Origin of the sequence: Streptomyces sp. NPDC005302 (assembly GCF_040607345.1) — a bacterium.
In the GTDB taxonomy this organism is placed as follows: Bacteria; Actinomycetota; Actinomycetes; order Streptomycetales; family Streptomycetaceae; genus Streptomyces.
Genome location: NZ_JBEXGN010000018.1, coordinates 152244 through 165281, shown reverse-complemented (window position 1 = coordinate 165281; position 13038 = coordinate 152244). Strand labels below are relative to the sequence as shown.

The following is a 13038-nucleotide window of genomic DNA, read 5'->3' as shown; positions in this document are numbered from 1 at the left end:
GGCGCCACACCAGGGCGACACCGGCGCCGACCAGGACCGTGGGCCACAGATACGCCTTGGTGCCGCCGCCGAGATTCACGTTCCAGGAGGGGCCCCGGCCCTCGCCTCGTGCGGGGTCAGCGGGGCAGGACGTCGAGGAGCCGGTCGACGTCGGCCGGGGTGTTGTACAGGTGGAACGCGGCCCGCAGGTTGCCCGCGCGGTCGGAGACCTCGACCCCGGCGCGGCTCAACTCGCCCTGGAGACCGCCGAGTCCCGGCACGGAGACGATCGGGGAGTCCGGCGCGGGGACCGGCGTGTGTCCGCGCTCCCGCAGTCCGGCGCGGAACCGGTCGGCGAGCGCGAGGTCGTGGTCGTGGATCCGCTCCACTCCCAGCTCCTCGAGGAGTTCCAGCGAGCAGCGGGCTCCGGCGTACGCGAACAGACCGGGGCTCTCGTCGAACCGCCGTGCGGAGTGGGCCAGTTCCTCGACCGGGCCGTAGCAGCTGTCCCAGGGGGCCTCGCCCGCCACCCAGCCGGCGAACACGGGGATCAGCCCGCCGAAGTCCTCCGGGACGACGAGGAAGGCGACGCCGCGCGGGCAGACGAGCCACTTGAAGGCGACGGAGGAGACGAAGTCGTAGGCGCCGGCGCGCAGCGGCAGCCATCCGGCCGCCTGGGAGGCGTCCACGTACGTCCGGGCGCCGTGTTCCCGCGCGGCCTCCCGGATCGCGTCCAGGTCGGCGGTCCGGCCGTCGGCGGACTGGGCGGCGCTGACGGCGACGAGCGCCGTGCCGGCGTGCACGGACTCGGCCATCCGCTCCAGCGGTACGGCCCGGACCTTGAGGTCACCGCGGACGTGGAAGGGGGTCACGACCGAACTGAACTCGGCCTCGGCGGTGAGGACTTCGGCGCCCGGCGGCAGTGAGGCCGCGATCAGTCCGCTGTACACAGCGACCGAGGCGCCCGCCGCGACCCGGCGCCCGGGCACTGCGACGAGCCGCGCGAACGACGCGCGGGCCGCCTCGACGTCGGCGAACATGTCGGCGGGCCGCCCCGCCGCCACGGAGTCAACGGCGGCCCGCATCGCGGTCACCGTGCGGGCCGGCAGCAGACCGGTGCTCGCGGTGTTCAGATAGGTGTTCTTCGCGGCGAACTCGGCACGGACGAGGGTCTCGAAGGTCTCCATGGGACCACTCTGGGCCCGGAGGATGTCCAGGTCCATTGCTGATTTCTGCGTGGTTCACCCAAGAAGCGCTTATGGATCGCCCCCGACCTGCGTCTTTCAGTTCTGGGGTACCGCGCAGCCGTCCGGGCCGCAGGCCTCGGCCTCTCCGCTCCCAGCGTCCTGGATCAGGGTGAGCTGCGGCCGCTCGCCCCAGGCCTGGGTCAGCGCCTGGGCGAAGACCTCGGCGGGCTGGGCGCCGGACACGCCGTAGGTGCGGTCGAGGACGAAGAAGGGGACGCCGTTCGCGCCCAGCTCGGCGGCCTCGCGCTCGTCGGCGCGGACCTCGTCGGCGTAGGCGGACGGGTCGGCGAGGACGCGGCGGGCGTCGTCCGCGTCGAGCCCGGCGGCGACGGCCAGTTCGACGAGCCGCTCGTCGTCACCGAAGACGCTGCGCTCCTCGGCGAAGTTGGCCCGGTAGAACAGGCCGATCAGCTCGTCCTGGCGGCCCTTCTCCTTGGCGAGGTGCAGCAGGCGGTGCATGTCGAAGGTGTTGCCGTGGTCGCGGTCCCGGGTGCGGTAGTCCAGGCCCTCGGCGGTGGCCTGCGTGCCGAGGTTCTCCTCGCCCGCCTGGGCCTGCGCCTCGCTCATGCCGTACTTCTTGGTCAGCATGGTGAGCACGGGCTGGATGTCGCCCTTGGCGCGGCCGGGGTCCAGCTCGAACGAGCGGTGCACGACCTCGACCTCGTCACGGTGCGGAAAGGCGTCGAGCGCCTTCTCGAAGCGGGCCTTCCCGACGTAGCACCACGGGCAGGCGATGTCGGACCAGATCTCGACGCGCATTCTTCGGCTCTCTCCAGGTCGTGCGGATACGGGACACCCTCCGGGGTCGTCGGTGTGTGAACGTTCAATCGGCGGGCTTCATTCCCCGACGGCGTACCGCAGCGACAGGTGGTGATCGTCCTCGGCGGGCGGTCCCTCCGGCTCCGGGCTCCAGCCGAGGCGGGCGTAGAAGGCCCGGGCGCGCAGGTTGTCACCGTGGACGTCGAGCGTCGCCGTGCGCTTCCCGTCCGCCTGCCACTCCTCCACGCAGGCCGCGTGCAGGGCCGAGCCGAGGCCGGCCCGCCACCGGTCGGGCTCGACGTGGAACTGGAAGAGCCTGACGGTGTCGGAGGGTGCGCCCTCGGCCGTGCGGAACGCCGCGACGCCGACGATCCGGCCGTCCAGCACGAGACACAGGACGTGCCCCCGGGGCCGCTCGATCGCAGTCCGCCAGGCCGCGAGCCAGTCCGTGCCGTCCTCGGACACGCCGTCGGGGTCGTACGTCGCCCGGGCCCGAGCGTGCAGCCCGGCGACGACGGCCGCCTCGGCAGGCAGCGCGGTCCTGATCATCCGTCGCGCGGGGTTCACCCGGTCCTCGATCACACAGCCGAGGACGCGACCGCGGACGAGGCGGTTCCGCACCGGCCGGACCGGGAACGGCCGGCGCGCGGGCCCGGTCCCTCAGCTGCCGTCCCGCAGGTCGCGCGGCCAGGTCGGGCGGAACTCGATGTCGTCGTACGTGACCACACAGCCCTCCCCCATCGGGGACTGCGTCATGAAGCCCACCAGTGCCGCCCCGCTTTCCTTCTCGTCGGCCAGCGTGAAGAGGCGGATGAACGTCCAGCGCTTGCCGTCGCGTGAGGCGTGGAAGGCGAAGGCGCGGCCCGTGCGGCTCACCCGGAGCCACACGGAACTGCCGTCCACGGTGAAGGAGTTGGCGTCGTCGGAGTGGCCGCGGGTGACGACCGTGCAGACGGTGGCCACGTCAGGGGAGTACTCCAGGCACAGCTTCGCCCAGGCCCGCTCGCCGACGTGCACGTAGAGCACGCCCGCGTCGAACGAGGCCCCGAAGCCGACGGTCACGCGGGCGATGAGCTGGAAGTCGCCCTCCGGGGAGCCGAGCAGCCGGGGTGCGTCGGACGCCGGGTCGAGCCCTTCGCCGGTGGGCGGAACGAAGCGGTCCTGCCGCGGGCCGGCCCAGCCGGTGAGCACGTCGTCCTCGTACGACCAGTGGCCGTCGGGGCCGTACGTGCGCAGGGGGAAGGGCAGTTCGGGGAGTGAGACGTCCATGGCCCGAGTCTCTCAGGTGGGCCGCGGCGCCGGGGAAGGGGTGGCGGGTAGGGGCGTGCGGAGGTGCGGGGACGGGCGCGCGCCCGTCCCCGCGTGGTTCTCAGCGCTCCAGGCGTCCGTCGTAGCGCCGGGGCAGGCCCAGCGGGTTGTCGTCGCGCAGCTCAGGCGGCAGCAGCGCCTCGGGCACGCCCTGGTAGGCCACCGGCCGCATCCACCGCTCGATGGCGGTGCCGCCGACGGACGTCGACGTCGAGGTCGTCGCGGGGTAGGGGCCGCCGTGGTGCTGGGCGGGGGCGACGGCGACGCCGGTCGGCCAGCCGTTGACCAGCACCCGGCCCGCGAGCGGCGTCAGCTCGGCGAGGATCTCGGCGCCGCGGCCCTCACCGGCGGCCTCCTCGGCGGAGAGCTGCACCGTGGCCGTGAGGTTGCCGGGCAGCCGGGCCAGCACGGCGCCCGCCTCGGTCGCGTCGGTGTAGCGCGCCACGACCGTGAGCGGTCCGAAGCACTCCTCCAGGAGCAGGTCGTGCTCGCCCTCCGCCGTGAGGCGCTCCGCGGGCACGGTCAGGAAGCCGGGGCTCACCGTGTGCTCACCGCCCGCGCCCGGCGTCACGGGCGACTCCACGTCCGGCAGAGCGGCCCGCTCGGCGACCCCGGCGATGAAGTTGTCGCGCATCCGGTGGTCCAGCAGGACCCCGGCGTCGGTGTCGCTCACCGCGTCGGTCAGGGACTTCAGGAACCGGTCGCCCGCCGCGCCGGCCGGTGCGAGCACCAGGCCCGGCTTCACGCAGAACTGGCCGACGCCCAGGGTCATCGAGCCGGCGAGGCCCGCGCCGATCTCCTCGGCGCGTTCGGCGGCCGCGGCCTCGGTCACGACGACGGGGTTGAGGGAGCCCAGCTCGCCGTGGAACGGGATCGGCACCGGACGCCGGGCCGCCGCGTCGAACAGGGCCCGGCCGCCCCGGACCGAACCGGTGAACCCGGCCGCCGCGATCAGCGGGTGCCGGACCAGTTCGACGCCCGCCTCGAAGCCGTGGACGAGGCCGACGGCCCCGGCGGGGATGTCGTGCCGGGCGGCGGCCCGGCGCAGCACGGAGGCGACCAGCTCCGACAGGCCGGGGTGGTCGGGGTGCGCCTTGACGACGACGGGGCAGCCCGCGGCCAGCGCGCTCGCGGTGTCGCCGCCCGCGACGGAGAACGCGAAGGGGAAGTTGGAGGCCGAGTACACGGCCACGACGCCCAGGGACACCTTGTAGCGGCGCAGGTCCGGGATCGGCGGGGTCGCCGTGGCGTCGGGGTGGTCGATGACGACGTCGAGGAAGGCGCCCTCGTCGACGATCCCGGCGAAGGCGCGCAACTGGTAGCAGGTGCGCGCGAGTTCGCCGTTCAGCCGGACGGGGCCGAGCGCGGACTCCGCGTCGGCGACCTCGACGAGGTGCTCCTTGGAGCTTTCGAGCAGGTCGGCGGCGGTGCGCAGGAACGCGGCGCGGACGGTGCGGTCGGCGAGGGCGGGGCGCGCGGCGTGGGCGGCGCGGACGGCCTCGTCCACCTCCTGGGCTGTGGCCTCCACCGCAACCTGTTCCCGCTGCTTCCCGGTACGGGGGTCGACACTCCAGACTGGTGCTGCTGCCACCGCGGGTCCCTCCAGATGTGATGCCGCACTTCTTGTGTCACTCACCAGGGGCGTTCGATATGCTGAACGCTGTCTCTGATGGTGAATATGCGGTTGGAGACTATTTCCCGTCCAACGAAGGGGTCAAGGGCGATGTCGGCAGGCGAGACAGGCGGCGGGGCACAGGTCAAGTCCGCGGTACGGACCGTGGAATTGCTGGAGTACTTCGCCGGCCGCCCCGGAATGCACTCCCTCGCCGCGGTCCAGGAGGCCGTCGGCTACCCCAAGTCCAGCCTGTACATGTTGCTCCGCACGCTCGTCGAGCTCGGCTGGGTCGAGACGGACGCGACGGGCACGCGGTACGGCATCGGCGTACGGGCCCTGCTGGTCGGCACCTCGTACATCGACGGCGACGAGGTGGTCGCCGCGGCCCGCCCCACCCTCGACCGCCTCTCCGACGACACCACGGAGACCATCCACCTCGCGCGCCTGGACGGCACGAACGTCGTCTACCTCGCCACCCGCCAGTCGCAGCACTACCTGCGCCCCTTCACCCGGGTCGGCCGCAGGCTCCCCGCGCACTCCACCTCGCTCGGCAAGGCGCTGCTGGCCACGCACACCGACGAGCAGGTCCGCAAGATGCTGCCCGAGACACTGCCCGCGCTGACCGAGCACACGATCACCGACCGGGAGAAGCTCATCGAGGAGCTGCGCCAGGTGCGTGAGCAGGGCTTCGCCGTGGACCGCGAGGAGAACACGCTGGGTCTGCGCTGCTTCGGCGTGGCGATCCCGTACCGCACGCCCGCCCGTGACGCGATCAGCTGCTCGGTGCCGGTGGCACGGCTCACACCCGCGCACGAGCAGATGGTCAAGGACGCGCTGTTCGACGCCCGTGACCGGCTCACCCTGGCCACGCGCCGGCTCTGACGGCTCCCCGCGCGGGTGCCCGTTCGATGAAGGGCACATGAGAAATGCGTGCGGACGGGAACGAATCACGCCCTTCCGCTCGTCTTTCCGTGCGGCATGAACAAGACGATCAGGCGTGCCGCCGTCTTCACACTGCTGCTCGTCCTCTCACTCCTGGTGAGGGCGACCTGGGTGCAGTTCTACGACGGCAAGGCACTGGCGGACGGCAAGGACAACCGACGGAACGCGATCTCTCTGTACGCGAACCCGCTCGGGAACATCATCGTGGCCGGCGACGCGATCACCGGTTCCGCGCAGACGAAAGGCAGCGACCTCAAGTACAAGCGGACGTACAAGGACGGCAGCCTGTACGCGGCGGTCACCGGCTACAGCTCGCAGGTGTACGGGGCGACCCAGCTGGAGGGCATCTACCAGGACCTCCTGGACGGCTCGGACATCCAGCTGAAGAACCCCCTGGACAGTCTGACCAACAAGCGCGCCGACCCCGGTGACGTGGTCACGACGATCGACCCCGCGGTGCAGAAGGCCGGGTTCGAGGCGCTCGGGGACAAGAAGGGCGCGGCCGTCGCGATCGACCCGAAGACGGGCAGGATCCTCGGCGTCGTCTCCACCCCGTCGTACGACCCGACGTCGATCAGCGCGGGCAACGGCAGTGTCTGGGAGAAGCTGACCAAGGACCCCGACAAGCCGCTGGTCAACCGCGCGCTGCGGCAGCCGTTGCCGCCGGGTTCGACGTTCAAGCTGGTCGTGGCGTCCGCCGCGCTGGAGAGCGGCCTGTACGACGACGTGGACACGAAGACGGACAGCCCGAATCCATACACCCTGCCGAACACGCACACCCCCCTGAAGAACGAGAGCGCGTCCGCCCCGTGCGAGAACGCCTCGATCCGGGTCGCCCTCCAGTACTCCTGCAACAACGTCTTCGGCAAGATGGCCGTCGACCTCGGGCAGGACAAGGTGAAGGCGATGGCGGAGAAGTTCGGGTTCAACGACACGAAGCAGGACGTGCCGGTGCGGGCGTACACCAGCGTGTACCCCTCGGACATGGACAAGTCGTCGACGGCGCTGACCGGCATCGGCCAGTACGACGTCACCGCGACCCCGCTCCAGATGGCGATGGTGTCGGCCGCGATCGCCAACGACGGCAAGCTCGTCTCGCCGCACATGGTGTCGCAGACCAGTGACGCCGACGGCGACGTGCTGAAGGACTACGACGACGCCACGCAGAGCAAGCGGATCGTCGGCTCGGACACCGCCCGCCAGCTCCGGTCGGCGATGCAGACGGTCATCGAGCAGGGCACGGGCACGAACGCCCGGATCCCCGGCGTGACCGTGGGCGGCAAGACGGGTACGGCCCAGCACGGCGAGAAGAACAGCAAGACGCCGTACGCCTGGTTCACGTCGTACGGCACGTCCGACTCCACCGGCAAGCAGGTCGCCGTCGCGGTGATGGTCGAGCAGTCGGACGCGGCCCGATCCGAGGTCAGCGGCAACGGCCTGGCGGCCCCGGTCGCCAAGGCGATGATGCGGGCGGCCCTGAAGAACTGAGCCGCCGGCCACGGCCGGCGCGCGACCCGCTCCGTACGGGGGACGGCCCCGCACCTCCTCGGTGCGGGGCCGTCCTGCCGTCGGGGGCGTCCTGTCGTCGGGGCGTCCCGGCGGGCGTCGTACCGTGCGGTGCGGTCACTTCACCCCGAGCAGCTGCTCGATCGGGTCGATCGCGAAGTAGACGAGGAACAGCGCGGAGGCCGCCCACAGCAGCCAGTGGACCTCCTTGGCCTTGCCGAGCACCGTCTTGATCAGCACGTACGCCAGGAAGCCCGCGCCGATGCCGTTGGTGATCGAGTACGTGAACGGCATCACGGCGATGGTCAGGAACGCGGGGATGGCGATCTCGTACTTGTCCCAGTCGATGTGCTTGACCTGGGTCATCATCAGGAAGCCGACGGCGACGAGCGCGGGCGCGGCGGCCTGGAGCGGGACGATCGTGAGGATCGGCGTCAGGAAGAGCGCGAGCGCGAACATGCCGCCGGTGATCAGGTTGGCGAAGCCGGTGCGCGCGCCCTCGCCGACGCCTGCCGCCGACTCGATGTACGACGTCGAGGAGGAGGCGGAGGCCGCGCCGCCGGCGACCGCGGCGGCGCCGTCGATGAGCAGCACCCGCCCGAGGTTGGGCACCTTGCCCTCCTCGTCGAGCAGACCGGCCTCGGCGCTGATGCCGACGACCGTGCCCATCGTGTCGAAGAAGTCAGACAGGATGAGGGTGAAGACCAGCAGGACGACGGTGATGGCGCTGGTCTCGCCGAACGCGCCGAACAGGCTGAAGTGGCCGAGCAGTCCGAAGTCCGGTGAGGCCACGATGTCGTCGGGCACCTTCGGGGTGGTCAGACCCCAGCTCTTGATGTCGGCCGCCGCGTTGATGACGACGGCGACGACCGTCATGGTGACGATACTGATCAGGATCGCGCCCTTGACCTTGCGGGCGAGCAGTCCGATGGTCAGCAGGACGCCGAGGCAGAAGACGAGAATCGGCCACCCGGTGAGCGCGCCGGTGCCGCCGAGCTGGACCGGCACGGTGGTGTTCGCGGCGTCCGGGATGCGGGTGGCGAAGCCTGCGTCCACGAAGCCGATGAAGGCGATGAACAGGCCGATGCCGACGCTGATCGCCTGTTTCATCGCCTGGGGTATCGCGTGCATGACGGCCTCGCGCAGACCGGTCACGACCAGGACGCAGATGAGCAGGCCCTCCAGGACGATCAGGCCCATCGCGTCGTCCCAGCTCATCAGCGGGGCGATCTGGAAGGCGACGACCGCGTTGAGGCCGAGGCCCGCGGCGAGCGCGAGCGGGAGGTTGCCGCCGATGCCCATGATGATGGTCATGACCGCGGCCACCAGGGCGGTGGCGGTGGTGAGTTGGACGGCGTCGAGCTGGTGGCCGAACTTGTCCTTGGCGCTGCCGAGGATGATCGGGTTCAGGACGAGGATGTAGGCCATCGTGAAGAACGTGGCGAATCCGCCGCGTATCTCGCGGCCGAGGGTGGAGCCCCTCGCGGATATCTTGAAGAACCCGTCGACCCCGCCTGCCGCCGGTGGTGCGGCACTTGGCCGGTCGTCGACCTTCTGCGCTTCGGACATGACGATACTCCTCGGTACCTGCGGGCCTGGTGTGCGGATGCTGGCTGGATTGTTCCCTTCATCAACCACTTTCAGGTTTTCGCTGTGTTACGGAACCCGGGAAACAACCACTTGTTCGTTTTCGACGTCCTTCACGGTGTGGACCTGCCGGCCTGAGCCCCCCTCGCGACCGGCAGCACAACGCCCCCGCCGGTGACGACCGGCGGGGGCGTTCTTGCGCGGTGGCGGATCAGCTCACGAAGTACGTCGGGTTCGGGAGCTTGTACGTCTTGTCGGCGTAGCCGCCGTCGAGGTCCGAGTACTGGTCGCCGAAGTTGCCGACGATGTCGTAGCCGAGGTCCTCGATGTGCTTGCGGGTGCCGGCCTTGTACTGCACGGTCGTGCAGTTCCAGGCGGCGGCGGTGGCGCAACCGCTGAGGTAGGCGGGCGGGTTGACGGCGTCCTTGAGGAACATGTGGGCGGAGTCGAGGTTGACGTCGACGCCGACCTTCTTCAGGTTCTCGACCGCGGAGGCCCGCTGCGACTCCTTCAGGCCCGAGTTGTAGAACACCTCGACACCCTTGGACGCGGCGTACTCGACGAGTTCGGGGCTGCCGAACACGGCGGGACGGTCCGCCCGGGCGACATAGTCGGCCCAGGTCGTCGAGTTGTACGTGTAGTTGGTCTTCCGCTCGTAGTCGAAGGAGAGCAGCAGCGTGTCGTCGATGTCGAAGACGACGGCGGGCTTCTGTCCCCGGTGGTGGGCCTTGTGGGCCGCCTTGTCGATGTCCCTCCTGGCGGCGGCGTCGACGCGCGCGAGGTCCTTGGCGTACGGACTGCTCGGGGACGCCTGGTACACCCCGTCGCTGTCGAGCGCGGCACCGTAGTAGGTGTCGATGTCCTTGACCAGGAGCCCGATGTTGTAGGGCTCGTGCGTCGAGTTGGCCGTCGACTGATGGGCGGTGGCGGCACCGGACCCGAACAGGGCGGCACCGGCGACGGCACAGGTGGCGGCGACGGCCGCGATACGCAGTGGCTTATGCATGACAAGTTTCTACGCGCGTCACCCCTGTGGATGCGAGGTCCGTTGCCCGATCGATACACACTCCACAGGTGACATGCGTCGCGGCGGGCGCGGGGAGCCGCGTCGGCTTCCGCACCCGCCACGACGAACACCCCATACGCAGAGGGGAGTTCGGCGGTGTCAGTGGACTCCTCCGGCGCCCGCGCCGTGGTCGACGATGCCGGGGACGGCCTGCGGGCGATCGACCCTCGTCCGCAGGACGGGTGTCCAGCCGGCGCCGGACCGAAGCGTCTCGGCGGGGATCTCCGCGTTGTGCACGGCGATCAGGTCGGTGCGGACGCCGTTGACGAAGTTGTCGGCGGCGGTCAGCGGCGCGTCCTTCCACTTCTTCAGGACGGTCCCGGTGCCGATGCCGTCCGCCAGGGTGAACGCGTTGTGCTCGGCGACGAGTTGGGACTCCATGCCGATGCCGTAGCTGTAGGCGTAGCCGGCCTCGGCCACGAAGTGGTTGTTGTAGGAGTCGACCTGACCGAAGCGGACCCGCGGCGCGCGCTCGACGAGACCGGTGAACAGGTTGTGGTGGAAGGTGACCTTCAGGTGGCCCCGGTCCACGGCCGCGGTCGCCGCGCTGTCGCTGTTGCCGACCAGGATCGTCTTGTCGTGGTCCGCGAACACGTTCCAGGACGCGGTCACGTAGTCGGCGCCCTGGACAATGTCCAGCTCGCCGTCGTGCTGTTCGTAGATCCGTCCGAAGTACGTCGGCAGCGAGCTGTCCGGGTGGGCGCCGTCGGTGAACGTGTTGTGGTCGAGCCAGACATGCGTGGCCCCGTGGACGACGGCGCTGTCGTACTCGGAGTTCCAGTTCCCGGTGTCGCCGTCGGTCGGGTCCCACTGGGGGAAGCAGTCGAGGGGGCTCTCGAAGGTGAGGTTGCGGACGATGACGTTGTCGACGCCCTTGATCTGCAGGCTCACCCCCTTGAGCCCCGCGTCGCGCCCGACACCGACGATGGTGGTGTTCGCGGGGACGTACGCCTTGATGGCGGTGTCCTGACGGGCGGCCGAGGCGGCCCGCAGATCCTCCTGTTCCCCGCTGACCACCTGGTCGTAGCCCCAGACCGCCGGGTCGTAGTCGGCGAGGTACCGGGCGAAGTCGTAGCCCGGCGCGGCGAAGGTGTCGCAGCCGTCGGCGTTGGCGTCAATCGTGCCTCGCACCTTGATGATCTTCGGCGCGCTGCCGTCCGCCGCGAGCGCGGCCTCGAACTGTGCCCACGTCCTGACGGTGCGGACCTGCGCCGGAGCGGCCGCAGAGCCGCCGGTGGTGCCGGTCCCCTGAGCTGCCCAGCCGTCCCGGGCGGCGAGCGCCTGCCGGGCGGGGTCGCGGGGCCGGGCCTGGGCGGTGGTGCCGGTGACGGCGCAGACGAGAGCGGTGCAGCCGATCAGTGCGGCTGTCCGCCGCAGGGTGGCCGTGCGCCAATGTCTGCCATGTGCATGCCATACAGGAGTGTTCATGATGCGGCTCTCGCTTTCCTTCGGCTCGGTGGATCGGACGGGACGGGACGGGACGGGAGCGGCGCGGTGGGGCCGCTCCGCGGGAGGTGCGGGAGGTGCGGGAGGTGCGGGAGGTGCGGGAGGTGCGGGAGGTGCGGGAGGCGGTCGACGGGGCCGGCCGCCTCCCGGCAGTGCCCTACTGGTGGGCCTTCCAGTCGGCCTGCGCCGTGTTCAGCTGGTCCGCCAGGGTGTCCAGGAAGTCCTTCGCGCTCATCTTGCCGAGGAGCACCTTCTGGAAGTTGGGCTCGTTGTCGGCCTTGGAGATGGTGTTCCAGTCGGGCAGGTAGTAGGGCAGCTGCACGATCTTGGTGCTGCCGCCGTTCAGTGCCTCCGCGGCCAGCCGGGTCGGCTCGGCCCGCTGGATCCACTGGTCCTTGGCGGCGTCGGTGTTCGCCGGCACCTGCCCCGCGGACTCGTTGAACTTGGAGTTCTCCGCCGCCGAGAGGGCGAACTCGATGAACTTCCAGGCGGCCGCCTTGTTCTTGCCGGACTTGAAGAGGCTCAGACCGTCGACCGGGTTGGAGACCTGCACGCGCGTGCCGTCGTCCTGGGTGGGGTTCGGGATGCCGCGGAACGCGCCCGCGCCCAGCGCCTTCAGGTGGTCCTGGTAGGAGCCGAGGTTGTGGCTCAGCATGCCGATGGTGCCGCTGTCCCACTGCGCGACCATCTTGGTGAAGTCGTTGTTGACGTCGGCGGAGGGCGTGACCTTCTTGTAGAGGGCGACGTACTTCGCCAGGGCCGCCACGTTCCTGGGGTCGTTGACGGTGGTCTTGTCGCCGTTCCAGAACGAGGTGATGCCGGACTGTCCGTACGCGGCGTCCAGCGCCGGCGCGATGGATCCCTCACCGCCGCGGATGGTGAAGCCGAACTTGTTCTTCCCCTTGTCGCTGAGCTTTCCGGCGGCGTCGTAGAACTTCGACCAGGTGGTCGGCGCGGCCAGCCCTGCCGCCTTGAACAGGTCGGTGCGGTACCAGAGCGTGCCGTTGTTGGCGGAGGTCGGCACCTGGTAGAGCGTGTCTCCGCCGCCCGCGGCCCGGCTCACGTCGACGAGGTTCTCGCTCAGCTTCCCCTTCAGCGGGCTCTTCCCGAGCCGGCCGTCCAGCGGCTCCAGCGCGCCCTGGACGGCGACCTCGGCGAGCATCGCGGTGCCCACGCCGCCGACGTCGGGCAGCCCGCCGCCCTGGATCGCGGTGTCGTACTTGGACTGGGCACTGGCCGCCGGGATGCCGACGTACTTGACCTTGATGTCCGGGTTCTTCTTCTCGAAGTCGGCGATGATCTGCTTCCAGATGTCCGTACGGACACCGCCGTTGTTGTCCCAGAAGGTGATCTCGCCCTTGCCGGAACCCTCGGTGCCCTTGTCCCCCGCGCTGCCGCTGCCGTCGTCGCCGCAGGCGGTGGCGGTCAGCGCGAGCACCGACCCGAGCGCGACCGCCACGGCCGTACGCCGGCCGCCGGTCCACGACCGGCCGGTCCTCGGTGTGCTGTTCCTCAGGGAGCTGGTCTTCATCGGTCGGCTCTCTTCTTCCGGTTCCAACAGGGCTGTGCGGTGGATGAGTTGC

Annotated in this window: 11 protein-coding genes; 2 read left to right on the top strand and 9 right to left on the bottom strand. The window is 70.5% G+C overall.

Going from position 1 to position 13038, the window contains the following annotated elements; genetic code table 11:
- Window positions 1-116 precede the first annotated feature (116 nt).
- The 5 genes from ABZT74_RS25260 to ABZT74_RS25240 all read right to left on the bottom strand — a co-directional run bounded on the left by ABZT74_RS25260 (window position 117) and on the right by ABZT74_RS25240 (window position 4884).
- Window positions 117-1166, bottom strand: a complete 1050-nt coding sequence (locus ABZT74_RS25260) for an aminotransferase class V-fold PLP-dependent enzyme (RefSeq protein WP_356438329.1) — start codon at window positions 1164-1166, stop codon at window positions 117-119.
- 96 nt (window positions 1167-1262) lie between these two features.
- The gene (locus ABZT74_RS25255; RefSeq protein WP_355876540.1) at window positions 1263-1985 is read right to left on the bottom strand and encodes a DsbA family oxidoreductase; all 723 of its coding nucleotides are present in this window, start codon (window positions 1983-1985) and stop codon (window positions 1263-1265) included.
- Between the two features lie 78 nt (window positions 1986-2063).
- On the bottom strand, window positions 2064-2534 hold the full coding sequence (locus ABZT74_RS25250; RefSeq protein WP_356438347.1) for a GNAT family N-acetyltransferase: 471 nt from the start codon (window positions 2532-2534) through the stop codon (window positions 2064-2066).
- A 111-nt stretch (window positions 2535-2645) separates the two neighbouring features.
- On the bottom strand, window positions 2646-3254 hold the full coding sequence (locus ABZT74_RS25245) for a DUF1349 domain-containing protein (protein WP_355876538.1): 609 nt from the start codon (window positions 3252-3254) through the stop codon (window positions 2646-2648).
- Between the two features lie 100 nt (window positions 3255-3354).
- Window positions 3355-4884 (bottom strand): aldehyde dehydrogenase (NADP(+)), encoded by a 1530-nt coding sequence (locus ABZT74_RS25240; RefSeq protein WP_356438326.1) that lies wholly within the window; start codon window positions 4882-4884, stop codon window positions 3355-3357.
- Window positions 4885-5016: 132 nt separating this feature from the next.
- On the opposite strand from ABZT74_RS25240, the gene ABZT74_RS25235 reads away from it, so the two are divergent.
- Both ABZT74_RS25235 and ABZT74_RS25230 read left to right on the top strand, forming a co-directional pair.
- Window positions 5017-5790, top strand: coding sequence for an IclR family transcriptional regulator (locus tag ABZT74_RS25235; protein WP_081223720.1), 774 nt, complete (start codon window positions 5017-5019; stop codon window positions 5788-5790).
- 96 nt (window positions 5791-5886) lie between these two features.
- Complete coding sequence (locus ABZT74_RS25230; protein ID WP_356438323.1) at window positions 5887-7338, top strand: penicillin-binding transpeptidase domain-containing protein; 1452 nt, start codon at window positions 5887-5889, stop codon at window positions 7336-7338.
- Window positions 7339-7473: 135 nt separating this feature from the next.
- Here the strand turns inward: ABZT74_RS25230 and ABZT74_RS25225 are convergent, their stop codons facing one another.
- From ABZT74_RS25225 to ABZT74_RS25210, 4 genes are all read right to left on the bottom strand, one after another.
- Window positions 7474-8925 (bottom strand): NCS2 family permease, encoded by a 1452-nt coding sequence (locus ABZT74_RS25225; RefSeq protein WP_356173999.1) that lies wholly within the window; start codon window positions 8923-8925, stop codon window positions 7474-7476.
- A 229-nt stretch (window positions 8926-9154) separates the two neighbouring features.
- Window positions 9155-9949: an HAD family acid phosphatase gene (locus ABZT74_RS25220; protein ID WP_355876525.1), complete on the bottom strand. Its 795-nt coding sequence runs from the start codon at window positions 9947-9949 to the stop codon at window positions 9155-9157.
- 159 nt (window positions 9950-10108) lie between these two features.
- Window positions 10109-11437, bottom strand: a complete 1329-nt coding sequence (locus tag ABZT74_RS25215; RefSeq protein ID WP_356438320.1) for a pectate lyase — start codon at window positions 11435-11437, stop codon at window positions 10109-10111.
- Between the two features lie 175 nt (window positions 11438-11612).
- Complete coding sequence (locus ABZT74_RS25210) at window positions 11613-12986, bottom strand: sugar ABC transporter substrate-binding protein (RefSeq protein WP_356438317.1); 1374 nt, start codon at window positions 12984-12986, stop codon at window positions 11613-11615.
- Window positions 12987-13038 lie beyond the last annotated feature (52 nt).